This window comes from Pedobacter cryoconitis (assembly GCF_001590605.1).
GTDB classification, from domain to species: domain Bacteria; phylum Bacteroidota; class Bacteroidia; order Sphingobacteriales; family Sphingobacteriaceae; genus Pedobacter; species Pedobacter cryoconitis_A.
Map to the genome: position 1 here is coordinate 5,555,281 of NZ_CP014504.1, position 24,361 is coordinate 5,579,641.

Genomic DNA, 24,361 nt, shown 5'->3' on the forward strand with positions numbered 1-24,361 from the left:
ATCGATCAAAAAATAATATCCGGATAAACCCTTAAATCGTTCAATTTACCCAAGTAGGAAAACATAAGTATAACCTTATTACTCTTATCTATTGAAACCTCATCTCAAGGTCCTTTTAATTATGTTTCAACACCTGTTTTTCAGGCGAAGGCCATGTTTTGGTTTTTTCTGAAATTTTGGGCATAACTGTATCCTTTAACTACAAACTGTAGCCTAATTCAACATTCACGAAACAATATCTAATTTGATTTCAGCCCCTGTTTTATCCCTGATAAAAAAAATATATCTCCCTGATCTGCAATCAAAGGGGGGCGGGTCTGATAAAGAAACGAAAGTTGTAATGTTGGCAAAATTATTGTTAGTATTGTGTATACTTAGTAAATATATTTCACCCAAAAATTAAAGTTATGGCTTTCAAAGCAAGATTAAACTTTTCGGGCAAGGAGTACGATGTGCTCCATTGTTCCTATTCGCTCAACCGGGATGTAGATGCCAAAGGAAGGCCCTCTTCCGGAGTATATGGCGGTACAATCGACGTGGAAATTGAATCGACTGAAGATACTTCTATCGTCGAATCAATGGTCAACAATCAATATAAACCTTTAGCGGGTACACTGCTGATCAAGAAATCAGAAGAAGATGCCAAAATGAAAGAAGTTCATTTTGAGGACGGTTATATTGTCAAATATACCGAAGGAATTAATATCACGGGCGATAACCCGATGACCCTGAAGTTCCAGATTTCTGCCCGTAAGTTAAAGCTCGGCAATGCTGAACATACTAACGACTGGCCGAAAGCCTAGCCTAAGCCAGCTTAATAATCTATAGCTTTTGAATTCCGGGACTGCCGGGTTCTTTGCGATAGGATAATCAATTCAAACTATTAGTAATACGATTTAACTCATACAATTATGGCTTTTAAAACCAGACTAACTCTAGGCGCTAAGGAATTTGATGTATTGCAATGCAGTTTCTCCTTAAATAGAGATGTAGATGCCAAAGGACGTCCGTCTTCAGGCGTTTATGGTGGATCTATTCACCTTGAAATAGAATCAACTGAAGATACTTCAGTCATTGAATCCATGGTTAATAATCAATACAAACCATTAGCGGGCACGATCGTCTTTAAAAAAGGCGAAGAAGATGCCAAGATGAAAGAGCTTTCATTTGAAGATGGGTATATCATTCAGTACAATGAGGGAATTGCTGTTAATGACAATACACCAATGACACTGAGTTTTGTCATTTCTGCCAGAAAACTAAAACTTGGAAATGCTGAGCATACCAACGACTGGCCAAAAGCTTAATGTTCTCTTAGTTATCATCTATGTTACGCTACAAAAAAGATACGCCTTATTTCTCCATCTTGTTCGACCTTGAAAAAAATGATTTTAAAGTGGTGCAAAGATGGAGATATAACTGGAACAACATTCCGGGTACCAGCAGGTGGACGTATACAGAAACCAAAGATTTCCACAGAAAAGTAGAAAGACTGATCCGGTCTGTCTGGGGAGGTAAGCTGCTCATCAAAATTATTCCCGGATCAACATTGCCCATGAATTATCTGGCTGCACCTATTAAAACTTCTTTCGAAGTAAACTGGGTCATGGACAATAGCGCGCACTGGACAGCAGCGATTCATAAGACAAATCCAAATACCTACCAGAAAGGGGATATCCGCTGGGACGCAAGGAAACTAAGTCTCGACAGCCCTGACCGATCCCCCATAAATCACAAGTTTGACCATACAGGCAGTGGAGTACTTTACACGCCAGGTCCTTATCTGGAACAGGGCGTGTCCTGGGAAAATACCCTGAATGACTTTCCCGGAATTATGAATACCGGAACAGAACTCAAAAGAAGACATCTTGACTTTATAAGACAAACTATGAACGGATTAGTGCCGGGAATGAAATTCGAACTGAGTTATGGAAAATAATACCAATAAAATTAAAAGCTAATTTCTGCAAGATGGAAAAGAAAATAAATCTGGAAATACATATTGATGATACAGCAATTGTTCATTTTAACTCACTGAGTATTACTCAGGCGTTTAACCGTCACCATGAATTTGAGCTCATCATTAACCAGGATGTGATTGAACAAACCGGAGGATTTAAAATTGATCAGTCGAAAACGTGGGTAGGCAAAAGCTTTATCGTCAGTATTGATAAAGGTAATATGGACTTTAAAGGGGTGGTTTGCGAAGTTAATCTGACGCAAAGCCATGGCTTGAGAGGCAACCTGATTATTAAAGGATTTTCTCCGACAATCTTGCTGGAAACTGGTGGGAACCTCATCTCTTACAGCGATATGAAACTGGATCAGATTGTGAAAAAAGTTACAGATACGCTGCCTGCAAATGAAATGGAGTTTGCCATTAAACCTGCTTACAAAGAAGAACTAAAATATATTACTCAGTTTAAAGAAAGCAATTTTGCCTTTATTAACAGGCTGAGTTCAGAATATGGGGAGTTTTTCTTTTACGATGGAAAGGCGCTTCATTTTGGAATGCCAGCCAGCCAGCGTACAGTTTCACTGGTACATGGCCAGAATTTAAATTTCATGAATATGGCTGTGAGGATTCAGCCGATGAATTTCTCTTATTATTCTTACCGCTCTCAGGAAGATAACACATTGTCTACCAACTCTGCTAACCAGAGTAAAGGGCTCAATGACTTCTCTCAGCATGCCTTTAAGGAATCCACTACCGTATTCGACAGTAAAGTCAATACGCCGGTTAAACCAAGAGTAGAGAATAAGAGTCAGCTGGAACAGCTGGCAGATAAACATAAAGCGGCAATGGCCTCAAATCTTTCTGATCTTACCGGAGAGAGCACCAATACAGCTTTAAACATTGGAAGCATTGCTGATGTGCAGGTTTCCCATAAAATAGGATCAGCAACTTTTAACCAGGATTCTGTAGGCAAGTTTTTAGTGACAGAAATCAGCCATCATATTGATGGTCTGGGCAGATATAATAACACTTTTAAAGGTGTTCCTTCAAATACGGAGGTTTTACCCGTGGCGCATATTCAAGCCCCTCAGGCAGAATCTCAGATTGCTATTGTAACCGACAACAATGATCCTTCGCAAACAGGCAGGATTAAAGTTCAGATGCTTTGGCAAAAAGACAATTCTACTACCGACTGGATCAGAGTATTGACTCCTGATGGGGGAAGCAGTGAACCTTTTGCGAAAAACAGAGGGTACGTTTTCATTCCTGAAGTTGGAGATCAGGTGGTGGTAGGTTTCAGATATAATGATCCTGACAGGCCGTTTGTAATGGGGAGTATCTTTCATGGGAATACAGGCGCCGGAGGTAAGGATGCCAATCACCTGAAAAGTATTACCACCAGAAGCGGGCATCTGGTTGAATTCAATGACGGACCTTCCGGACATGGAATTACGATCACAGATATCAACAAAAATATGATCCATATTGATACCAGCGGAAACAATATTACCATTACTGCCAACGAAAACATGACGTTGAATTCCAAGAACATGCAAATCAATGTCGGAGAGAATCTGGACATTAACGTGGGTAAGAATATTGGGACACTTGCTGGTAATGACATGACCACACAGGTTGGCGTGAACAATACCATCAGTACCGGAGCAGATTATTCCCTGACTGCTGCAAATATCAGTGAGGTTGCTGTGGATGCTTTTAAGAGTGAAGCTACCAATATTACTAAAACCGCGGCAGGCGCACTCAGTATGAGTAGTTTAGAGGGAAGTATTACCAAACATGCTGCTAAAACAATTCATAATAATAGTGGGGAAAAAAGTAATCTCTTTTAAGGATGGGAAATGGTAATATCACGAAAATTGCCAATGGGCATATGCAGGAAGTGGCAAAACAGGAACATACTTCTTTTGCCAAGACTATACAATCCAATGCTGCTCAAAAAGTAAGGGAGAACTCTAAAGACGGGATTGTTTACGGAGAGCCTAAACAAATGAAATACACGACAGTGGATGGTATAGACATTCTTGCGGGTGTTTTTTTTGATGGTACTTTAAACAATATGACCAATACTAAGAATCATGACACCGGTAAAAATAAGGGGAGTTATGGAAATGATTTGTCTAATGTAGCGAGGTTACTTGCTTATTATAAAGAATCTGATAAGGTTATTAAGACTTATACCGAAGGGATGGGAACAACAAATCTGGACTCAGATGATACCACTGGTTCTGGATTTGGTGCCGGAAAAACTGGTATACCTAAAAAGGTTTTGAAAGGTTGCCAGCAACTGGCTGACCGTGTTGTAGCCAAAGCCACAAAGAAAAAGGTGAATACATTAACGATTGATGTATTTGGCTTCAGCAGGGGAGCAGCTGCCGCGAGAAATTTCATATATGAGGTGACTCATGCTGAATATACATCCTATCAGGCAGGTACAGGTGTCAGATATGATATGCACAGACAGGAGACTACCCTGGAGAAATTACCAAAAGGCGGAGAATTAGGCAAACTACTCCTAGCTAAAGGTGTGAAAGTTACCAATATCATTATTCGTTTTGTAGGTTTATTCGATACTGTATCATCGTTTAATAAAAGTGGTTTTGTGATTTCTCCTGATTTCAGCAATGATGTGGAAGAACTGCACCTGGACAGGCTTTTTAAAGCACAAAAGGTTATTCATTTTACAGCCGAAAATGAGCATCGTAAATATTTCGCGCTTACCCGTATTCAAAGTGCCGGAAACAAAGGTATAGAGAAAGAACTACCCGGCGTACACTCTGATATTGGAGGTAGTTATCCGGATGAAACTGAATATGTAGATGAAATTCTGAATGGTGGCAGTGATGTTCTGGAAAAAGAAAAAAGCAGGCTCATTGCTGAGGGCTGGTATTCAGAAGGGCAACTGGAATTGCATTCTGTAATGCGTAAATTATCAGGTACACGTGTGCTGAAAAAAAATTACAGCTATATCCCGCTTCATTTTATGTCTGAATTCGGATTGAAAGAACCAGTGCCTTTACCTTTTGATCAGGCTGGTGTAGAAGGTGAATATAAATTAACCTATACCATATTACATAGGGTTAAAAAGAAGTTACATGGCTATGTATTTGGTAAGGAGCTTCCTTATAAATTCATATACTATAAACAATTAATGGCAAATTATAATGCCAAAAAAATTAGTGCATTTGATTATAACAAAGCAGTAGCCGAACAAAAGGACCTGAGAGTGTTACGGAATAATTTCCTGCATTGGTCGGCTGATTATGACGGAATAGGAGACCCATTCCAGCCAAATATAGAGAATGGTGTACGTAAAAGAATACCTTATGAAGGTTAAAATAGTAACGATATTCCAGCTGATCTTAATTCAGCTGGTCTTAATTTTTCAATTATCATCTTGCCAGCGTATGCAGACAGAAGAATATAAGTGGATACCAACAGTTGGAGCTCCGCAGGAGTACCCTATCAGAATTATTGAAGGACAATTTATTTCCAATCATGGGTATAGCCCAAATTTACCAAGATCTGCTTTTGTAAATATGGGTTGGGGAGATAATGGTGGGGTAATGGATGTTGGCCCGGAGAAAAGACCAGCACCTGATAGTCTTGCTTTAACCTGGTTGTCTTTTGCGGAAAATAAGTTTTATCGTGGACGCTTTGCTTTGCCTCAGCAGGAAATAGCAAATCTTTTAAAAGAGGGTTATATTGATCATATCACTAATAAAAGGGAGGATTATAATTATTTAACACTTGGGCTCACTCCTGGCGGGGGTATAGTTTTATGGCTTTCGGGTGGCCCTAAACAAATAGCAGTAGCTAAATTTCAGGCTAAAGAGGTGAAATTGACTGCACATGATTTGGGCAAGGATTATGCTTTTATGTTCGAACCGGGATTTGTTCAGGAGACTTACGAAAGAAATGCTCCGGCAGAAGTACGCGAGCGTGTAGTGAAAGGGGAAATACAGCCTGCCCAGTTTGATGTCTGGCAAAAGCGGTATAACTGGAATTTTACAGTAAACTCAAAGACCGTTAAATTTCATGAGCTTAAACCTCTTTATTTTAACCAGGAATCTGAAGAGATTTTTGGAGATTCCCTGCTAAATAATCCGGTAGCAGAAAGAGCTTTACCAAGAGAAGTTATTGTAGCCTGGATTGATAAAAAAGGGCAAAAGATGCTGACTACGCTTGATTTTGATGAAAACGAGCTCAGAACAGCATTTGCAAGGATCCCTGAAATGGGTAAAGCGGAACTTCATTTGGAGGTAAATCCTGATGAATACACCATTGCGGTTACTTTTAAAACAGGAACTCAGGAGACTAAAATAACTAAACAGAAAGCTAAGACTGAACTTGAATCAGATTAAAGATGAAAAAGGTAGAATTCGTTGATCAGCACGCGCTTAAACTACGGCTAAAATCAGGTGATTTTTGCCGTAGTTATGGGGTGCAGTATACGTATTTATTGGGTGAAAAAGAGCATTCCATAAAATTTAACCTGGACATCAGTTTTGCGAAAACTATTGTTGATCGGGCACGGATTTTTAAAGTAGAAAGGACTTCACCTGTTTTCCTGAACAATAAAGTCCCGGATCTGGTAGCTGATCAGCTGGCTTATGAATGTGGAAAGGTATTTTATCCGCTGCTGCTGGAAATAGATTTTGACGGACAGTATATCGGAGTCCATAATTATACGGAACTCATTAGCAGGTGGAGTGAAACTAAAAAAGCAGTGCTGGAATATTTTCAGGGTGAAACAACCGAAAAGTACCTGGAGCTGATGGAGGAAGCTATTTCTACGCCAGAGCGGGTGAGTGAGCTATTTAGAAACGAGTTGTTTTATTCGGTTTTCTTTTCTCCTGTTTACAAGTCTTACGGAGGTGAATTTAAGGTAGAAGAACAGGTGTTTTTCCCAATCGCGGGCCGTGCAGCACCAGTAGAATTCAAAACCACACAGGAAGTCATCCCTTTTTTGAATGAAGCACATTATATCGAGATACATCATCATGGTGTAGTAACTGATAAAAGAAGTAATGCTGATCTTTTAGAAGAGCAGAGTTTTCCTTTAGAACAGTTGCTCAATCCAGATGCAGCCGGAGCAACAGGAATTTATACAGCAAAGTATGTATTGGATCCAACAACCAGGTCTATCCGGTCGATTGTGGCTAAATGGACTCTTGAATTCAATATTCCTCAGGAAACAGAGCTCAAAATATTTGAGTTGATTGAAGATAAAGAGGAAGAAATTAAAATTATAGCAACTGAAAATCAACAAAGGGGAATGACATTCCTTGATGGGAATGCTTCGCCGAAAGGGAGAAAAGTAACAGATATTTTTAACTTTTTGTGGGAGAAATAACTTAAAGATAAAGACATGGCAGAAAAACATTTAGTAGTGGAGGGCGCAATGTGTATGTGTGATTTTGGTAAAAATCCTGACTTTTTAAAAGTGCTTACGCATAAGCGTGAGTATGCTAATGACAAAAGCGGATCAACCAAATATATTGCCAGTACCAAAGATATTGGTGCCACATTTAAGCAGAATACATTTGGCCCATGTGCAAAACAGCTGGGCAAACCCTGTAATGCTATCGTTTTGGAATGGAAATATTTTTATGAACATACTACTTTAACCAATGGTGGTAAAATAATACTGGAAGACAGCAAGGCAACTTGTCCGATTGGCGGGCCTGATTGCATTAAAATAATTAAACATGGTCAGATTGCTGAACCGGGCGGGCAGAATTTTAAAAATGCAGAGCCTAAGGTGAGCAAAGTATTAAATCCTGCGGTAGATCCCAGAGCATTAACAGAAGAACCGGTTAGTATTGAAGGAATAATTTTTGAATAGCATGGCGAAAACTGTAAAAGGACCAAAGAAGATTCGATTAAAAGCTGGAGAAAGTTATTTCCCCGGAACCACCAATGATAGTTTAGTACTGATCAAAGCAGATGTAGCCTCTGCATTTGAAGTAGTTGAATGGTTTCCAGGAACTACTGACGCACAAAAAAATAACATTACCTGGTTATATGAAGATGTGAAGCGCAAAAAGGTGCTAATGGCTTCAAAAACCGGTGTTCCGGAAGTCAGAGCGTTATCCATTCCTAAAAAACTTTGCGGGAGTTCACCCATGTATTACCTGGAAGCGAGTCTGACAGGATCTATTGACCTGAGTCTCCATGCTGGTATACTGGTTAGGGGAGTTTGCGAACCATTGATTGTAACATCAAGCTGGAGTAAAGAATATAAAGGAGCATCGCTGGGAAAAGAACCTATCCGTTTTGGCGATGATGTCCATCTGAGATTATTTACTGAAGGGTTAAATGGAAACAGAGTCACGATACAGTTCTTTAAAATGGAATGGGGAGATGATTTTCCAGTAGACACTTTAAACAATATTTTGTGTGAGAATGGTGAAGTCAATTTACTGATCCGGCATACTTATTTATGGTACCCCAAACTTAAAACTGGTCCGGACGTTCAGGAGATTTATGTTAAAGTACTGGATCCGTTAACAAAAAAACTGGTATTGGATAGCCGCAACCAGGATATGCATGCCAGGTTCCTCAGGCTTAAAAATGCAGTTTCTACTTCTGCAGTAGCAAGTCCGACCAACTTAACTGTAGCTACGGTAGGACCTCCATTGGAGAACTTGAAACAGGTAGATCATTGCCGGTATACTAAAATTGAGCTTATGGACCCTGAAGCGGTTCCGGTATTTGATGAAGGTAAGATCAACCTTGAAGGCGCAAAGAATTCAGAATTCTACCTGGATGAGAAAATCAATTATGCTTTTGATGAGTATAAAGTGCGGGACAGTGATAAAAAGAAGCTGGACAAAATTGCAGAGATTTTGATGAAAATCCCTTACACGCCAGTAGAATTAGGTTCACATACAGATCGTTTTGGTACACCGGAGTACAATATGAAACTCTCTGAAAAAAGGGCTAAAGCAGCTGTAGATTATTTGGTCTCTAAAAATATTGATGCTTCCAGAATTTTTCCCAAAGGATATGGAAAGACAAAACTTTACAATCCGGATGAAAATCTGAGTAAGCAGGGGAGTATAGTTAACCGCAGGACGACTATAAAACTTAAAATTTTTACGCATAACGCAGTAAGTATACAGTATGAGACTATCGGGCCTGGTGAAAGTATCAAAAGAGAAATTCCGATAAAGATTTCCAACTTTAAAACTAAAGGTCTGTGTAATCTGATTTCTAATCCGCACAAGCTGGAAGTTCCTTATGGTGATCTGCTGCCCAATAAAGCAAGTACGACACTAAAGCTGGATGCAGCGGAAACTATTCACCCTAAGGTTTATTCTCCTTTGGATGAAAGGACGCATGCTTATGATTATATCTGGCCGATGAGCAGGCAGGCGAATAAGTTCTATTATTATATCAATTCCTGTGCTTATTTTTCTGATCAGAATAAACCAACACTTGTAATCAACACCTATTCTGATATTAAATGGGTATTGACTTTTTTCTTAAACCTGACTAATGATCTGAGTGTGAAGTGGCAGAACTTTACGCCCGAACAGCATAAAGAGATGCAGAGCAGGGCTGGTAAACTGGGTGCAGAAAGAAGGTGGAAACAAAAGGAAGCTTCTTTTGGTTTCAATTTGCAAAGCAACTGGAATATGGGCGGTGACGGAACATATGGCGGGCATGATGAGTTTAAAAAAGAACATGAAGGGAAATTTAAAAAACTCTACAGCCTTTTTTCCGGATTAAATTCTATTTCTGATGCGATCACTGCGCAGACTAAAGGAACGGTAAGAAATATAGGATTTAAAAACGGGCCGATCTCATTTGCTGTAAAACCACCTAATCTTTCTTTATCAGCAACCTGGCAATTGCAGCGTGCTAAAAAGAAAGGGGCACCTATGTCTAAAATAGGTACCCGGATAGATATTAATTTTAATGCAGATCCGCTGATTGGTCTGGAATTGACAATCGATCTGATTGGAGCTGCTGTTGGTTTTGTCGCTGGTGCTATTTCTGGTGGTTCTGCTGCTCCCGGAGCAGTAAAATTATACCAAAAAATTAAAGAGCAGCTTAAAAAAGGTTTGGATCTTGGAAATGATGATGTAGGATTTAAAGCCAGTGTAGATTTTTATATGGATCTGGTCATTACAAGTATGATCAATACTAAAATAGGTTTTGGATTTAATACCGTATCTGAGACTAAAGAAGATACCTTCAAATTGGAAGCTAGCAGTACGCTGGGAGTGGAATTAAAGGCTGGTGTAATGGTCAAAGGGGAGCTTTCCATGCTAGTGGTTTCTGTAGATGGCTATTTTGAAGTTAAAGCAAAAGGAAGTGCCTCGATCACTTTCGGACATGGAGTTTATTATGATTCAAAAGGATTGATGTATAAACCTAAACTAGGATTTGATGGGTTGGATGCAGAATATATAATTACTGCAAGTGTAGGATTAGCCACTAAAAAAGGTACCCCTGCGGCAGATTTAGTTAAAGATCAAAAAGGAGATTGGGTACTTGCAGAAGGAAACTATAAAGAGGTGATCCCGAAATTTGATGTAATCAAAAGTTTAGAGGAAATTTCAGGAATAAGTGTTCAGATACCATTAATGAGAGGGGATGACAATTAATTATGAAAAAGAATATAATTTTAACACTTACACTGATCACTGTTTTTATGATCAATATAGTAAAAGCGCAGACTAAGTATGACCTTGAAAAACTGGCTTACCGAACTGCGATCACTGAGGTATTAAAAGGTAAAGATGCTTATCCTGAGGAAAGAGAGATATCCACAACTTTACCCTGTCTGACCACTAAGAGCGTTAATAAATTCAGATTTGGTACGCTGCAATTTACGGATGGCAGCCAGAGTGGTTCTAAATCAGACTTGAGCAGTACAGTTTCATTTCTTTTTAGTGATCAGGCGCATACAAAACTGGCCGGTCTGGTGATCAGAATACAGAAAAAAGCAGAAGCTAAAAAAATAGGGAAATATATAGCTGCGAAATACGGCAAGGGAACTGTACTTGCAGCTGTTCCAAAACCCAGGGCTACTGGAGAGGTACTGGGTTATCCAGCAGTATTTTATGTAAATAAGAAAACAAACCAAACAATTGTCGTTGCTGATAATTATACGGAGATAGATGGCAAGCCGGATTTTTCAACAGATCTGTTTATCATTGATAATGGTACTAAAGTTGCTGATCAGGGCAGCAGTGATACGGTAGCCGAAAGGCTGAAGCGGTCTTATAAGAGACTTCAGGAATAGACTTAAAAAACAAATTATAATGAAAACATCAATCTACTTAGCTTTAATTATACTGATCAGCTGCTCATGCAAAAGTGAGAAACCGGCTGAATTTGACCTGGCTCATATCAATTTTAAAGAAACCATAGGCCAGGCTCTCAAAGGTACTTCATTACCTGTAAAGGGAGGTAAAACTACGAGCTGGACACTGGCACAATATGATATATTTGAAAGTGCAGATCCAAAAGTGATGAAGTTTAATGGTGTTGACGTATCAGGAAAACTAGGTGATTCTGTGAACAGGGTTATTATTCATTATTCCCGTAAAGACAGTACGATAAGTTTTGTGGAGCTTAAAGTGTTTTCTGAACCACAAGTTAAAGCTCTTGCTGCCGCACTGGATCAGAAGTTAGGAAAAGCACCTTATCCAAATGATGCTTATACCACTGTTTTTAGTGAAAACGTCCAGTATTTCAACCGGGTATGGATAGATCCAAAAACTACTATTGGTCATTTCTTTACGGATGCGATGTCAAAAGAGAAACATGAAGAAGCAAGATTGGCAATCCTGAATTATTCAAATTCCCAAGTGTCGGAACTAGCTTCACTGAAAGGTTATTCTTCAAGTATCAGTCTGGATGTCCGCGAAGCCAGTAAACAACTTACCACAGCAAATAAAAAATAAGATCTGATGAGGCAACCCTATTATATGGTCGATTTCAGTGTGGCACATTGCATGTTTGAAATCCGTATTAATGATATTTCTGTAATGACACTGGATATTCCGGGGCAGGTTGCCTCTATGACTCCAGTGAATTTTTCCATACTGGAGAGTGGCGTACAAACGATCTCTGCAACTTTACTTCCTCATTCGGGGCAGCTGAGTCTTGATCCTGCTGCAATGCTTAAATTTAATATTAAGTTGTATGATGTGGAAAAGGATTTTGTGTTTAAAGAGCAATTGGCAGCTTACCAATTCGCACCTGTAAAAGAAGAACAGAAAATACCGGTCTTACGGCACCAGTTAACCTTTAATGCGACTGTTCCTTATCAACTGAAAGGGTGGCAGGAGGGAACTAACCTGAAAGATGTGGAAGATATGAATGAGAAGTTGAGAACAGCTTATCAAAATATAGCTACATTAATAAACAATAAGAGATATGATCATTTCAAAGAATTGATTACTAACCGGGAACATATCATGGTCACTTCGATGTATATGAGTCCGCAACAGGCAAATGCCAGGATTAATGGTTTAATTGAAGATTTTGAGGCCGGATTTAAAGTCGCACCCATTCCAGCCAATGCTGTGCTGCAAACTTATGGAAACGGAAAAATGGCTGCTTTGAAGAAAATAAACGGCGAATCGGCTCTGTACCTGGTGAATGAAGAAACTAAGGAAGAGCTGATGCTGGATATGATGTTCTATATTCCGAAGGGAAAAACGGCTTTTGAAATCATTTAATCCTGTCAGATCCGGATTTACAAGGCTGGCGGTTCAAAGTAATTTCAAGGTAAAAAACTATTCAGCCTGTGAGTAATCCTTTGATGCTATGTAACAGTGCAGTACCTTTGTAGAGTAAAATTGAATAATATTAAAGCTTTTATATATGTATCCAGAATATTTAGTTGAACCAATGCGTGCAGAACTTACAAATGTAGGTTTTGAAGAAATGAAAACTGCAGAAGATGTGGACAACGCGATTTCTTCAAAAGGAACTGTTTTTGTAGTGGTGAATTCTGTTTGTGGCTGTGCAGCCTCAAATGCAAGACCAGCAGCAAAATTAGCAGCTGCGAATGAGAAACACCCTGATAAAATGATTACTGTTTTTGCAGGAATGGAAAAAGAAGCGGTAGACAGAGCAAGAAGCTATATGGTACCATTTCCTCCATCTTCTCCAGCTATGGCATTGTTCAAAGATGGTAAATTAGTACATATGATCGAACGTCATCAAATTGAAGGACGTGCTGCTCAAATGATCGCTGACAACCTTAAAGGTGCTTTTGATCAATATTGCTAATTGATATCTTAAAAGATATGTCCGGTGTATACCGGTAAGGAATCCGGTCATTGTACCGGATTTTTTATTGCGTCTGAGTTTCTGGTGACCCTGTAGTTTGAACAGTTTAAAAATCCTTATTCAGTAGTTTTTCCAGTTCTCCGAAAGAAACATTCATCCTTACCCTGCCTTGTTTCGCATAAGCAATTTCGCCAGTTTCTTCAGATACAATAACTGCAACGGCATCGGTAGTTTCTGACACACCAATTCCGGCGCGGTGACGTAAGCCGAATTGCGGAGGCAATTTATCATTGTCTGTCAACGGTAAGATACAGCTGGCACTTTTAATCTTATTCTCCGCAATAACTACAGCTCCATCATGCAGCGGACTATATTTTTGAAATATACTTTCTAATAAACGTTTGGAGATTTTAGAATCTATCAATTCACAGCTGTTAGCAAATAGCTGATCATCATAAAATTTAACGAATACAATCAAAGCCCCTGTTCTGGACTTTTTCATGCTTTTACAGGCATCGATAATAGGTTTAATCCTGACCAGGTTATCGCGTTCAATATCTTTGCTGCCGAATAGGTATCCCCACCAGGCTTTGTTTTTCTGTAGAAAGGTGTTCTTACCAATCAGCAGTAAGAAACGCCTGATCTCGGGCTGGAATATCACAATCAATGCGATAATCCCTACACTCATGAATTTATTGATGATAGTTGACAGCAGACGCATATTCAGCGCATCTACCACAAACCACAGAATCAGAATGATAAACATACCGAGCAGTAAATTAACGGCCAGCGTATTTTTAATCAGGTTATAAGTATAATAGATCAGGAAGGCAACGAACAAAATGTCCACTACATCCGTCACTGTTATTGTTAGAAAATCAAAATCGAAGCCTTTCATTGTCGCCAAGTTAGGAAAATATTAAGATTGTTGCATTTTTTCGACAATTGAGATACACTCAACAGCAGCCTTTACATCATGCACACGTAAAATTGCTGCCCCCTTTTGTAAGGCGATTGTATTTAAAACTGTCGTTCCGTTCAGTGCTTCATCGGCCGTAGTGCCTAATAATTTATAGACCATCGATTTTCTTGAAATACCAACCAGTACTGGTAAACCGAATACATCCAGGTTTTGCAGCTGATTCATTAATTGGTAATTGTGTGTTGTGTTTTTAGCAAAGCCGAAACCGGGATCCAGGATAATATCTTTAACACCGAGTGCCTTTAATGCATTCACTTTTTCTGCAAGGTAGTCTACCACTTCAAGTCCTATGTTTTTATAAACGGGCTTTTGCTGCATAGTTTGCGGAGTACCCTGCATATGCATCAGGATATAGGGTACATTTAATGCCGCAACGGTCTCAAACATCAGTTCATCAAGGTTTCCTCCCGAAATATCATTCACCACATGTGCTCCGGCTTCAATACTTTCTCTGGCAACTTTAGCACGGAAAGTATCAATAGATAACTTAGCTTCCGGAAATCTTTTACTGATGGCTGTAATTGCAGGGATCATTCTCTGAAGTTCCTCCTCTGTAGTCACTTCAGCTGCTCCCGGACGGGAAGAATAGGCCCCGATATCAATAAAAGCAGCGCCCTCCTTAAGACAAATTTCTGCTCTTTCCAATGCTGCATCTATAGAGTCCATTCTGCTGTTGCTATAGAAAGAATCGGGAGTTAAATTCAATATGCCCATGACACACGGACGGCTTAAATCAAGGAGTTCACCTTTTAGGTTAAGTGTTATTTTTCGGTTTAAAAATGTATCTTTAGCCATCATTCTGTACAAAAATACAGTATTAAAATAGCTTTAAACTAAGAAGCTGTTTAAATTTATCTGATAAATTTAGACGATTTCTAAGAGCCGTTTAAAATTTATCAGACTCTAAATATTTTAATTGTTTTGGCAACAAATACCTCACAAGAATTCGACTCAGTAATTGCGGTTTGTAAATCGCTTTTTTTAAAGAAAACCAAAGACTATGGAACGGCATGGCGCATTCTGCGTTTGTCTTCTATTACTGATCAGTTGTTCATCAAAGCGCAGCGGATACGGACGCTGGAAGAAAAGAAAGTTTCTAAAGTTGGAGAGGGGATTATTCCTGAATATATCGGTATTATCAATTACTGTGTAATTGCAATGATGCAAAGTGAAATGACAGCGAATGACCCGAATGAACTGGAGCTTGCAAAAGTGGAGGCCCTGTTTGATCAAAAGGTAAAAGAAACCAGAGATTTGATGCTGGCGAAAAATCACGATTATGGTGAAGCCTGGAGAGACATGAGAATCAGTTCACTCACTGACCTTATCCTGATGAAAGTATTCAGAGTGAAACAAATTGAAGATAATCTTGGAGAGACTGTCGCCTCAGAAGGTGTGGTTGCCAACTATCAGGACATGCTGAACTATGCAGTTTTTGCACTGATCAGAATGGATGTGAAATAATATCAATACATAAAAATAGCTGTAAAAAGATGAACAAAGCCGCGCTGAATTTTTCAAGAATATTTGTAGGGATACTTTTTATTTTCTCTGGTCTGATCAAGGCCAACGATCCACTGGGATTCGGATATAAGTTAGAGGAATACTTTGATGTATTTCATATCTCTGTCTTTAGTCCATATGCGACTGGGATAGCGATCTTTCTTTGTGTGCTTGAAATTGTATTGGGTGCCTTATTATTATTTGGTTTCTGGAGTAAGAAAGTGTCCACAGGTCTGCTTGGGATCATCATCTTTTTTACTTTCCTGACCTTTGTATCTGCTGCCTTTAAAGTAGTCACTTCTTGCGGCTGTTTCGGAGATGCTATTCCTTTAACGCCATGGCAATCTTTCTCCAAAGATCTGATCTTATTGGTCCTGATTGTATACCTGTTTATCAACCGCAATAAAATTTTACCGCTCACTACAAATCCCGGCCAGCAAAAGATTGGCCTGATCGCTGTGGTTGCACTTGCTGTAATCTTCAGTATCTACACTTATACCTACCTTCCTGTACTCGACTTTTTACCTTATAAAAAAGGGGCAAGCTTACCAGAGGCGATGAAAATTCCTGCTGGTGCAGAACCGGATCTTTATCTGATCATGTACAAGCTGAAAAACAAAGCAACCGGAGAGACCAAAGAAATGAGTGACAAGGACTATCTGAAAACAGAAATCTGGAAAGATAACAACTGGGAAATTGTTGGCCAGCCGGTACAGAAACTGCTTAAGAAAGGTTATGAAGCTAAAATTAAAGATCTGGTGATCAGCGATGCTTCAGGAACTGATTATACTAAAGAACTGATAGAAAACCCATATTATAATATTTTGATCGTTGCCTATAACCTGAACCATACCGATGAAGATGCTATCGGGAAATTGAATGCAATGACCCTGGATCTGACAGAACAGTTCAATATCCGGACAGTATTGCTGACTTCTAATTCTGCTCAGGATGCTGCGGTATTCAGTAAACAACATAAGTTATTTGCGGAGATATTTTATGCCGATGCTGTACCTTTAAAAAGTATGGTCAGAGCTAATCCTGGTATTGTACTCATGAAAAACGGGGTTGTTATTAATAAATGGAGTTACCAGTCTCTGCCTTCACTGGAAAAATTAAAAGCCACTTATTTCAATAAGTAACTCAGATGTGGTTTTACGCGCTCAGGAAATTCGGCTATGGGCTCGCTGTGATGGCGGGTGTAGTAGTTGTTGTATTTGTTCTGTTCAACATCCTGCCGGGCGATCCGGCAAGGATGACACTGGGACAGCGCGCTGACATACAATCTTTAGAAGCTGTACGTAAAGAATTCGGGTTAGACCGCTCTAAGCCCATGCAATTTATCCTGTTCCTGAATGATCTGTCCCCGGTTGGTTTGCATGAGGATAATAAACAGGCACAGGAAAAGTATCATTATATACGTTTGATTAGTTATTCATCTGGTGTTATTGCCTTGAAATGGCCCTATTTGAGGCGATCTTATCAAACAAAGCGGGAAGTATCAACGATACTATCAGAAACTGTCCCTAACACCTTTGTATTAGCTGCCACAGCCATGTTGTTTGCCACATTACTGGGTGTTTTACTGGGCGTACTCTCAGCGGTATATAAAAATACCTGGATTGATCATTCGGTCAATTCTTTTGCAATCATGGGATTATCAGCGCCCTCTTTTTTTGCGGGTATTATTATCGCCTGGTTTTTCGGTTTTGTACTGGGGCCGTATACTGGCTTGAATATGTCCGGGAGTTTATATAGTTATGATCCATTTAAAGGAGAAGTGCTGACGTTGAAAAACCTGGTATTGCCGGTGCTTACACTTGGTCTTCGCCCGCTGGCAATTATTGTACAGCTGACCAGAACAGCAATGCTTGATATACTGGCGCAAGATTATATCCGCACTGCACGCGCCAAAGGCTTGGGACGCAATGCTATTATTTATAAACATGCTTTAAAGAATGCCATGAATCCTGTAATTACAGCAATTTCAGGCTGGTTTGCATCTTTACTTGCTGGTTCTTTCTTTGTAGAATATATTTTTGGTTATAATGGGTTAGGCAGGGCTACGGTCAGAGCTTTGGAGATGTCCGATTTCCCTGTAGTGATGGGATCGATTCTTTTTATTGCACTGGTATTCGTAGTAATTAATATTTTTGTAGATGTATTGTATGCTCTTGTTGACCCAAGAGTAAAATTGAATAATTAATGAAGATATTTCTGATTGGTTTTATGGGATGCGGCAAGAGTACGCTGGGAAGAAAATTGGCGACTAAGCTTGGTTATGATCTGATTGATCTGGATCACCAGATTGAGAAAAATACAGGGCTTGCCGTAGGTGATTATTTTTCAACCCATGGAGAAGAAGCTTTCCGTAAATTGGAAAGTGAAACGCTTCAGGCTTTTAATTATCCAAAAAACTGCGTAATCGCGACGGGCGGGGGAACACCATGCTTCTTTGACAATATAGACTGGATGAATGCCAATGGCACAACAATCTACATTGAGATGCCGCCAACTGCCTTGGCTAAACGCCTGGAAAGTGGAATAGCCAAGCGTCCGCTGCTGCGTAATCTGACTCCCGAAGGAGTGCTTGAATTTATTGAAAGTAAACTGGCTGAACGTGAGCCATTTTATACTAAAGCAGCATTGGTGATGAGTGGGATCAGCTTGACCGCCGACGATATCCGTGCAGAAATCCTGGCCCGGAACTAATGATCTTCGGCAGCGAACTGCTCTTCTATAAATTTGATTTCTTTTCTGCCGTGTGCGACCGGATTGCCATATTCATCAACGTTTACGAAGACCATTTTATCGATTGTTAAAATGCTTTTTCTGGTAATCTTGTTGCGGACTTCACAACGCATCGTCAAAGAGGTATTGCCAAAAGCGATTGCAGTAATCCCCATTTCAATAATATCTCCCTGTTTTGCAGAGCTGACAAAGTTGATCTCCGAAATATATTTGGTCACAACTCTTGGATTGCCTAGTTGAACAATAGCATAAATTGCTGCCTCTTCATCTATCCATCTTAATAAACTGCCTCCAAATAAGCTTCCGTTAGGATTTAAGTCTTCGGGTTTGATCCATTTTCTGGTGTGGAAATTCATAATATTTAAATTTCTACAAAAATAAGAGTTTCTTAATGCCCGAATCTCACCTGAGCGTAAATAATGTTAAAGCGCTTTCCAGTTCGTATCTGCGTGTTTTTGAAGTACAGCAGAGAAATCTACTCTTGGCGGAAGGTTCAGGTAGGGGTAAGTTACTTTAGAAAGGTATAATCCCTGAGGATGTGCAGGAGTAATTAAGGCAGGTGTTTTTCTGCTGATCAGATGGCTTTCAAACTCATCCACACTAAGTGTTCCTTGTCCGATTTTCAAAAGCTGCCCCATAATAATACGGATCATCTTTCCTAAAAACCGGTTAGAGGAGATCTGAAACCTCATTTTCTCCCCTTTTTCGTCGACCATTAAACTGGCAGATCTTACATAACATAAAGTATGCTCATATTTATCGGGACTGGTACAAAAGGCGCGGTAATCTTTGTATAATGGGAGTAAAGCGACCGCTGCTTTCATTTGGTCCCATTGCAGATTCTCCAGCAGATAGTAAGAGCTCAGGCCGTTTAAAAACGGGTCTTTATAAGTATGCAGAAAATAATCATAAGCGCGTTGTACGGCATCAAACCGGGCATGGGGTAAACCTTCCATCGGTATAATATCGTAAACCGCAATATTCAATGGGAGTAGTTTATTGAGCCTGAAGATCAGATCAAAATCCCATGGCTGTTCAATATCCATATGAAAAAAGAACTGGCTGGCATGAACCTGCGCATCTGTCCGGCCGCATCCATTAATGAATACGGGTACCTTGAAAATCTGGGTCAGGGCGTTTTCTATCACGCCCTGAATATTCAATACATTCAGCTGCTTTTGCCAGCCATTGTATTGTAAACCATTGTAACTGATGTGTACGAAGTATCTCAACCGCTTATCTTTTTCCTGCTCTTTTATTTAAATCATCAACAGCTATTGTTAGTAATCTGCCGATCGCCTGTTTACCTCTGTAGGTAATCACACGCATTTGGTTTGCATCCTTCGGGATGACCACTTTCTCTGTATATTTTGGATAAAACCTGTCAGGAGTCGAATTGTCGAAGCTGTAATAAATATCCAGCCCATCAATTTCAGTAGTCAGTTCAACCATCACCTGTTTATCAGCAGTTCTGCTTGCTTTTACAATAGGGTCATAAATTGCTGGTGAATATTTAGTTTCAGCAATGTCCATTCTATGAAAATGCTGCTCGACTTTACCGGTAAAATTAGTCCAGTTTTTCTTCTCTTTGGGAGACCATACAGATTCTGCAATGGCATAACCTCTTGGCCAGGTCATATATTCGGCCTGGCGGATATTATAGACTTGTTCTGTCCATAAGTTCCCTTGTCCTCCTTTGATGTATTTAGGGTCTGCTCCGGCTGGGATAGGGTCAAATTCATAGGCCTTACCTAAACGGACAGAATTATATACTTTGGATTCAGAAGTAACATCACCTTGCATCAAATCGAGATAGTTAGTGCCTTGTGGGCTCATTACCACTTCATGTTTGGCACGGGAAGCTTCTATTCCGAATTTTGGGCTTCTCCAGCTCATCACTGCTGCACCTGTTGGGATATCACTCTCCATGATCTCATCCCAGCCCATAAATTTCTTACCTTTCGATTCCACAATTTTCTCTACTCTCTTCTCAAAATATCCCTGCACCTGATGTATATCTTTTAAGCCTTCTCTTAACATCAGTGCTTTAATCGCCTCACTTTTCTGCCAGTAATTTATCGGAGCTTCATCACCACCCATATGAATGTATTCAAAAGGGAATAATGCGGCTACCTGCGTAATGACGGTATCCAGGAAAGCGTAAACTTTTTCATTGGCCGGGCATAGGGTATTGTCTACCAATGCAATTGGTGGCGCCCCTTTTGACCAGTCCATAATGCGTTCTCCTGAACGTACACGGTAAGTTTCTGCGCCCGGGGTACAAGAGAGTTCCGGATAAGAAACAACTGCTGCAAGACTATGTCCGGGAACATCAATCTCTGGTAAAATATCTACGAATCTGTCTTTGGCATATTTAATCAGTTCTCTGACATCGTCCTGCGTATAAAAACCACCATAAGTACGCGGTTCATCAGCTCCAGGTGTGCTGAAAGTACCGAAATCACCTACTTTTTTAACATTCCATGCGCCTACTTCAGTTAATTTCGGTAAGCCTTTAATTTCTAATCTCCAGCCCTCATCATCCGTGAGGTGAAGATGCAGCAGGTTAAACTTATAGCGGACCATTGCATCGATGTACTGCTTCACTTCTTGTTTGGTGAAAAAGTGGCGGGCTACATCAAACATCAATCCTCTCCAGGCTACGCGTGGGTAGTCAGTAACTTCTACACATGGGATCTTCCAGGTGACACCTTCCACTAACTCTTTGGATTCTATTTCTTTCGGGAAAAGTTGCAACAAACTTTGCACACCATAGAACAATCCCGCAGCCTGATTCGCTTTAATGATGATCATAGTTGGCGTTACTGAAAGGTGATAGCCTTCATTTCCTAAAGTTGCATCTGGTCTGGGATTGAGTACTAATCTGATGGTCCCTGTTGCTTGTGTATGTGCAAATTCAGCGATAAACTTACCCGTAGGAATGGACAGTTTTTCCTTCAGGTAATCCACGACAAATTTCATCTCCGGAGTCGCTAAAACAACTATTTTATCTGGTAAAGTGAAAGAACCATTGGTTTTTAACAAAGATACAGGCTCAGGAATTATTGAAAATTCAGGTGGTCTGCTGGTAAAATTGGTATTGCTATCTATAACAGAAGAATTAGAAGTTCCGGATCCCATTTGTTGACTATATGTGCTTGTATAAAAAAGTAGGCAGCATATAAAAGGTAAGAATTTATTCATAAAATGAAGAGGGGCTTGTGCTTGTGAAATTGGTAAAAGGTTGCAATTTAACAATTTGTGGATAAATACGGGGTTTCTGTGGATAAATTATTGCTACTTAAGGGCATCGAGCACTTTGAATAGTTTACTGTTAATGCCAGAACCTGAATAATTGTTAATATTGATTACAATTACATATTTACTGCCATTATCAGCAGTATAATAGCCCGCAAATGCAGAAACATCGTTGATCGTACCGCTTTTTAATTTCATGCCATTGTATTCTGGTAAAGATTTATAGAAGTCCGGGAACCAGTTTTCCTGCTGTACCTGGAAAAGGATATTGGCCATGGCCGAAGTTGTTACTCTGTTTGCTGGGGAAAGTCCGCTGCCATCAATAATGTTCATGGCATTTTTATCAAATCCTTTAGCGGCCCAGAATTTAACCTCTGTGGCTGCACCATTACTTGTAGTAGGTACAACACCCGATTTCCAGGCGATAGTTCTTAAAAGATGTTCTGCATATAAGTTGATACTTTTTTTATTTAACCAATAAACGATCTCGGGCAGGGCAGGAGAGGTTATCGTACTCAGTTTTTGTTTAATCTCTGGCAAAGGTAATTTGGCTGCAGAAAGCTGGCGGCTTGTTACCGGCGCTTCAGTAACCTGGATGCCTGCCTTGGCTAAAGTATCTTTCAAACGGAATGCTGCTTCATAAGCCGGATCAGGTAAGGCTGCTGCAATACCTTGTTTTTGTATATCTGTTGCCCATGTGCCTCTCAGGTAAGCCACATTCGATAAAGGCGGGAGGTAAGCATAAGCATTATCTCCACTACCTGCAGTACCCGGTTTTAATTCATTGACGATAGTCAGGTAGGGCATATCTGGTACTGTTTTAAGTACAGCAACCGGATTCCCCGGACGGAGTTTAATGTCAAACTGATTTTCTCTCCAGCTTAAGGCCGATGTACCTGCACCATAATAATTGCCTAGATCTTGCCATATCCAACCATCTGGTGTAGATTGGGTGCCCCAAAGGCCATCATCACCAATCACTTTACCTTCAACTCTTTTAATACCTGCTGCTTTGATTGCCGAAACCCATTGCGCTAAGACTACATTTTCTTTGCTGTTTGCATAACGTGGAGAGCCCAGCGTAGGGTCGCCACCGCCCATTATAATCAAATCTCCTTTTAAGGTGCCATCAGCACTGATACTGCCACTGTAGCCCATCGTAGTTTGATAGTGGAAATCCTTTCCCAGAATAGAAAATGCAGTTGCTGAGGTGATTGTTTTTAACGTAGAAGCAGTAGCAAGCCCGATATTCTCGTTCTTTGCATATAGTTGTTTTCCTGTTTTAGCATCTAATACACAAATTGAAGTAATCGCATATTTTGCTTGCTTGTCTTCTGATAGTGTATTGAAGGATTGTGTTAATTTTTGCACAGGGCTCTGGGCAAATGAAAAACCGTGCGAAAGCACGAACAGGAATACTATTGATTTTTTTAACATCTGTATCGGATAATTCTATTGCAAATAACGGGAAAGCAAAAGACTAATAACAAAAAAATGTGGTGTTATTCGAGCATTTTGCCAGATTAACACCACATCCTGTATTTTAAAGAACCAGCTTAGATCAGTTCTTTTCTCAGTAAAAATTCGGCAATCTGCACGGTATTCGTTGCAGCACCTTTACGCAGGTTATCCGCAACAATCCACATGTTTACAGTGTTTGGTAAAGATTCGTCTCTTCTGATACGGCCTACAAATACTTCATCTTTTTCATGTGCATCTTTTGGCATTGGGTATTTAAGATTTGCAATGTCATCTACTACGATAATGCCTTCTGTTTTCTCTAATATTGATCTGATCTCAGCTACATCAAATTCACTTTCAAACTCTATGTTCACAGACTCTGAGTGACCACCCATAACAGGGATCCTTACTGTTGTTGCTGTAACGCGGATGCTATCGTCGCCCATAATTTTACGGGTTTCTTTGATCATTTTCATTTCTTCTTTGGTATACCCGTTTTCTTCGAATACATCAATCTGTGGAATAACGTTTAAGTCGATCTGGTGAGGATAAGCCATCGGGCCATCTAAAATACCTTTGCGCTCATTCATCATTTGCGCTACAGCTTTAACACCAGTTCCGGTAACAGACTGGTAAGTAGAAACAACTACACGTTTAATTCTGTATTTATCATGTAATGGTTTTAAAGCCACTACCATTTGTATCGTTGAACAGTTTGGATTAGCAATAATCTTATCATCAATTGATAGTTCATGTCCATTAACCTCTGGTACAATCAGTTTTTTAGATGGATCCATACGCCATGCAGATGAATTGTCAATCACTGTTGTTCCTGCTTCTGCGAATAAAGGTGCATATTTTAAAGAAGTATTGCCACCTGCAGAGAATAAAGCCACATCAGGTTTCATCGCAATTGCTGTTTCCATGTTAACGACCTTGAACTTCTTACCCTTGAATGTGATTTCTTTACCAACACTCTTCTCAGATGCAACCGGAATTAGTTCGGTCAACGGGAAATTACGCTCTTCTAGTACTTTTAACATAACAGTGCCTACTAAACCAGTAGCACCTACAACTGCAATTTTCATGTTTCGATTTTTTTTTTAATGGTTTTATTTAAAGTTTATTAGGATCATACACCATATTCCAAATATGGGAAAAAACTTCGCTTT

General features: G+C 39.8%; 24 protein-coding genes. 17 read left to right on the forward strand and 7 right to left on the reverse strand.

Features of this window, described 5'->3' with window-relative positions; genetic code table 11:
• Positions 1–407: 407 nt before the first annotated feature.
• The 13 genes from tssD (AY601_RS23545) (at position 408) to AY601_RS23605 (ending at position 13,234) form a co-directional block, all read left to right on the forward strand.
• The gene (gene tssD, locus AY601_RS23545) at positions 408–803 is read left to right on the forward strand and encodes a type VI secretion system tube protein TssD (RefSeq protein ID WP_068405981.1); all 396 of its coding nucleotides are present in this window, start codon (positions 408–410) and stop codon (positions 801–803) included.
• 108 nt (positions 804–911) lie between these two features.
• A complete protein-coding gene (gene tssD, locus AY601_RS23550) occupies positions 912–1,307 on the forward strand; it encodes a type VI secretion system tube protein TssD (RefSeq protein WP_068405984.1) in 396 nt (131 codons plus the stop codon).
• A gap of 20 nt (positions 1,308–1,327) precedes the next feature.
• A complete protein-coding gene (locus AY601_RS23555) occupies positions 1,328–1,939 on the forward strand; it encodes a hypothetical protein (protein WP_068405987.1) in 612 nt (203 codons plus the stop codon).
• 32 nt (positions 1,940–1,971) lie between these two features.
• Positions 1,972–3,807 carry a type VI secretion system Vgr family protein gene (locus AY601_RS23560; protein WP_068405990.1) on the forward strand — a complete coding sequence of 612 codons (1,836 nt, stop codon included), beginning with the start codon at positions 1,972–1,974 and terminating at the stop codon, positions 3,805–3,807.
• A gap of 2 nt (positions 3,808–3,809) precedes the next feature.
• Entirely contained in the window at positions 3,810–5,312 is a 1,503-nt protein-coding gene (locus AY601_RS23565; protein ID WP_068405993.1) for a T6SS phospholipase effector Tle1-like catalytic domain-containing protein, read from the forward strand.
• On the forward strand, positions 5,302–6,339 hold the full coding sequence (locus AY601_RS23570) for a DUF2931 family protein (protein WP_068405996.1): 1,038 nt from the start codon (positions 5,302–5,304) through the stop codon (positions 6,337–6,339). Before AY601_RS23565 ends, AY601_RS23570 begins: the two co-directional genes overlap by 11 nt.
• Positions 6,340–6,341: 2 nt before the next feature.
• Positions 6,342–7,331 carry a hypothetical protein gene (locus AY601_RS23575; protein ID WP_068405999.1) on the forward strand — a complete coding sequence of 330 codons (990 nt, stop codon included), beginning with the start codon at positions 6,342–6,344 and terminating at the stop codon, positions 7,329–7,331.
• Between the two features lie 15 nt (positions 7,332–7,346).
• The gene (locus AY601_RS23580; protein WP_068406003.1) at positions 7,347–7,823 is read left to right on the forward strand and encodes a DUF4280 domain-containing protein; all 477 of its coding nucleotides are present in this window, start codon (positions 7,347–7,349) and stop codon (positions 7,821–7,823) included.
• A gap of 1 nt (position 7,824) precedes the next feature.
• Positions 7,825–10,593, forward strand: a complete 2,769-nt coding sequence (locus tag AY601_RS23585; RefSeq protein ID WP_068406005.1) for an OmpA family protein — start codon at positions 7,825–7,827, stop codon at positions 10,591–10,593.
• Between the two features lie 2 nt (positions 10,594–10,595).
• The gene (locus tag AY601_RS23590; protein WP_068406008.1) at positions 10,596–11,234 is read left to right on the forward strand and encodes a hypothetical protein; all 639 of its coding nucleotides are present in this window, start codon (positions 10,596–10,598) and stop codon (positions 11,232–11,234) included.
• Positions 11,235–11,253: 19 nt separating this feature from the next.
• Positions 11,254–11,898, forward strand: a complete 645-nt coding sequence (locus tag AY601_RS23595; RefSeq protein WP_068406011.1) for a hypothetical protein — start codon at positions 11,254–11,256, stop codon at positions 11,896–11,898.
• A 6-nt stretch (positions 11,899–11,904) separates the two neighbouring features.
• The gene (locus AY601_RS23600; protein ID WP_157288081.1) at positions 11,905–12,678 is read left to right on the forward strand and encodes a hypothetical protein; all 774 of its coding nucleotides are present in this window, start codon (positions 11,905–11,907) and stop codon (positions 12,676–12,678) included.
• A 145-nt stretch (positions 12,679–12,823) separates the two neighbouring features.
• Positions 12,824–13,234 carry a BrxA/BrxB family bacilliredoxin gene (locus AY601_RS23605; RefSeq protein WP_068406018.1) on the forward strand — a complete coding sequence of 137 codons (411 nt, stop codon included), beginning with the start codon at positions 12,824–12,826 and terminating at the stop codon, positions 13,232–13,234.
• A 106-nt stretch (positions 13,235–13,340) separates the two neighbouring features.
• Here AY601_RS23605 and cdaA read toward each other — a convergent pair whose 3' ends face one another.
• Both cdaA and folP read right to left on the reverse strand, forming a co-directional pair.
• Positions 13,341–14,132: a diadenylate cyclase CdaA gene (cdaA, locus tag AY601_RS23610; RefSeq protein WP_068406022.1), complete on the reverse strand. Its 792-nt coding sequence runs from the start codon at positions 14,130–14,132 to the stop codon at positions 13,341–13,343.
• A gap of 21 nt (positions 14,133–14,153) precedes the next feature.
• Positions 14,154–15,011, reverse strand: a complete 858-nt coding sequence (gene folP, locus AY601_RS23615) for a dihydropteroate synthase (RefSeq protein ID WP_084359605.1) — start codon at positions 15,009–15,011, stop codon at positions 14,154–14,156.
• Between the two features lie 126 nt (positions 15,012–15,137).
• Here folP and AY601_RS23620 point away from each other — a divergent pair, with 126 nt between their 5' ends.
• Genes AY601_RS23620 through AY601_RS23635 form a run of 4 tightly spaced genes read left to right on the forward strand, consistent with a single transcriptional unit; the run spans position 15,138 to position 18,431 of the window.
• A complete protein-coding gene (locus tag AY601_RS23620) occupies positions 15,138–15,680 on the forward strand; it encodes a DUF1599 domain-containing protein (protein WP_068406028.1) in 543 nt (180 codons plus the stop codon).
• Between the two features lie 29 nt (positions 15,681–15,709).
• Positions 15,710–16,861, forward strand: a complete 1,152-nt coding sequence (locus AY601_RS23625) for a BT_3928 family protein (protein WP_068406032.1) — start codon at positions 15,710–15,712, stop codon at positions 16,859–16,861.
• Between the two features lie 5 nt (positions 16,862–16,866).
• Positions 16,867–17,925, forward strand: coding sequence for an ABC transporter permease (locus AY601_RS23630; protein WP_068406036.1), 1,059 nt, complete (start codon positions 16,867–16,869; stop codon positions 17,923–17,925).
• Complete coding sequence (locus AY601_RS23635; protein WP_068406039.1) at positions 17,925–18,431, forward strand: shikimate kinase; 507 nt, start codon at positions 17,925–17,927, stop codon at positions 18,429–18,431. Before AY601_RS23630 ends, AY601_RS23635 begins: the two co-directional genes overlap by 1 nt.
• On the opposite strand, the gene AY601_RS23640 is transcribed toward AY601_RS23635, so the two are convergent.
• The 5 genes from AY601_RS23640 to AY601_RS23660 form a co-directional block, all read right to left on the reverse strand.
• Positions 18,428–18,826, reverse strand: a complete 399-nt coding sequence (locus tag AY601_RS23640; protein ID WP_068406043.1) for an acyl-CoA thioesterase — start codon at positions 18,824–18,826, stop codon at positions 18,428–18,430. The genes AY601_RS23635 and AY601_RS23640 overlap by 4 nt on opposite strands.
• Positions 18,827–18,892: 66 nt before the next feature.
• Positions 18,893–19,702: a tRNA pseudouridine synthase A gene (locus AY601_RS23645; protein WP_068406046.1), complete on the reverse strand. Its 810-nt coding sequence runs from the start codon at positions 19,700–19,702 to the stop codon at positions 18,893–18,895.
• A gap of 4 nt (positions 19,703–19,706) precedes the next feature.
• Positions 19,707–21,611 carry a beta-N-acetylhexosaminidase gene (locus tag AY601_RS23650; RefSeq protein WP_068406049.1) on the reverse strand — a complete coding sequence of 635 codons (1,905 nt, stop codon included), beginning with the start codon at positions 21,609–21,611 and terminating at the stop codon, positions 19,707–19,709.
• Positions 21,612–21,767: 156 nt separating this feature from the next.
• Complete coding sequence (gene dacB / locus AY601_RS23655) at positions 21,768–23,165, reverse strand: D-alanyl-D-alanine carboxypeptidase/D-alanyl-D-alanine-endopeptidase (protein WP_068406052.1); 1,398 nt, start codon at positions 23,163–23,165, stop codon at positions 21,768–21,770.
• Positions 23,166–23,284: 119 nt separating this feature from the next.
• On the reverse strand, positions 23,285–24,277 hold the full coding sequence (locus tag AY601_RS23660) for an aspartate-semialdehyde dehydrogenase (RefSeq protein ID WP_068406055.1): 993 nt from the start codon (positions 24,275–24,277) through the stop codon (positions 23,285–23,287).
• Between the last annotated feature and the right edge of the window lie 84 nt (positions 24,278–24,361).

Coding starts and splice junctions, on each gene's coding strand:
- cdaA (WP_068406022.1), bottom strand. CDS start 14,132: ATGAAAGGCTTCGATTTTGATTTTCTAACAATAACAGTGACGGATGTA.
- dacB (WP_068406052.1), bottom strand. CDS start 23,165: ATGTTAAAAAAATCAATAGTATTCCTGTTCGTGCTTTCGCACGGTTTT.
- AY601_RS23630 (WP_068406036.1), top strand. CDS start 16,867: ATGTGGTTTTACGCGCTCAGGAAATTCGGCTATGGGCTCGCTGTGATG.
- tssD (WP_068405984.1), top strand. CDS start 912: ATGGCTTTTAAAACCAGACTAACTCTAGGCGCTAAGGAATTTGATGTA.
- AY601_RS23650 (WP_068406049.1), bottom strand. CDS start 21,611: ATGGGATCCGGAACTTCTAATTCTTCTGTTATAGATAGCAATACCAAT.
- AY601_RS23585 (WP_068406005.1), top strand. CDS start 7,825: ATGGCGAAAACTGTAAAAGGACCAAAGAAGATTCGATTAAAAGCTGGA.
- AY601_RS23640 (WP_068406043.1), bottom strand. CDS start 18,826: ATGAATTTCCACACCAGAAAATGGATCAAACCCGAAGACTTAAATCCT.
- AY601_RS23660 (WP_068406055.1), bottom strand. CDS start 24,277: ATGAAAATTGCAGTTGTAGGTGCTACTGGTTTAGTAGGCACTGTTATG.
- AY601_RS23580 (WP_068406003.1), top strand. CDS start 7,347: ATGGCAGAAAAACATTTAGTAGTGGAGGGCGCAATGTGTATGTGTGAT.
- AY601_RS23570 (WP_068405996.1), top strand. CDS start 5,302: ATGAAGGTTAAAATAGTAACGATATTCCAGCTGATCTTAATTCAGCTG.
- AY601_RS23575 (WP_068405999.1), top strand. CDS start 6,342: ATGAAAAAGGTAGAATTCGTTGATCAGCACGCGCTTAAACTACGGCTA.
- AY601_RS23625 (WP_068406032.1), top strand. CDS start 15,710: ATGAACAAAGCCGCGCTGAATTTTTCAAGAATATTTGTAGGGATACTT.
- AY601_RS23605 (WP_068406018.1), top strand. CDS start 12,824: ATGTATCCAGAATATTTAGTTGAACCAATGCGTGCAGAACTTACAAAT.
- folP (WP_084359605.1), bottom strand. CDS start 15,011: ATGGCTAAAGATACATTTTTAAACCGAAAAATAACACTTAACCTAAAA.
- AY601_RS23590 (WP_068406008.1), top strand. CDS start 10,596: ATGAAAAAGAATATAATTTTAACACTTACACTGATCACTGTTTTTATG.
- AY601_RS23560 (WP_068405990.1), top strand. CDS start 1,972: ATGGAAAAGAAAATAAATCTGGAAATACATATTGATGATACAGCAATT.
- AY601_RS23595 (WP_068406011.1), top strand. CDS start 11,254: ATGAAAACATCAATCTACTTAGCTTTAATTATACTGATCAGCTGCTCA.
- AY601_RS23555 (WP_068405987.1), top strand. CDS start 1,328: ATGTTACGCTACAAAAAAGATACGCCTTATTTCTCCATCTTGTTCGAC.
- AY601_RS23565 (WP_068405993.1), top strand. CDS start 3,810: ATGGGAAATGGTAATATCACGAAAATTGCCAATGGGCATATGCAGGAA.
- AY601_RS23635 (WP_068406039.1), top strand. CDS start 17,925: ATGAAGATATTTCTGATTGGTTTTATGGGATGCGGCAAGAGTACGCTG.
- AY601_RS23600 (WP_157288081.1), top strand. CDS start 11,905: ATGAGGCAACCCTATTATATGGTCGATTTCAGTGTGGCACATTGCATG.
- tssD (WP_068405981.1), top strand. CDS start 408: ATGGCTTTCAAAGCAAGATTAAACTTTTCGGGCAAGGAGTACGATGTG.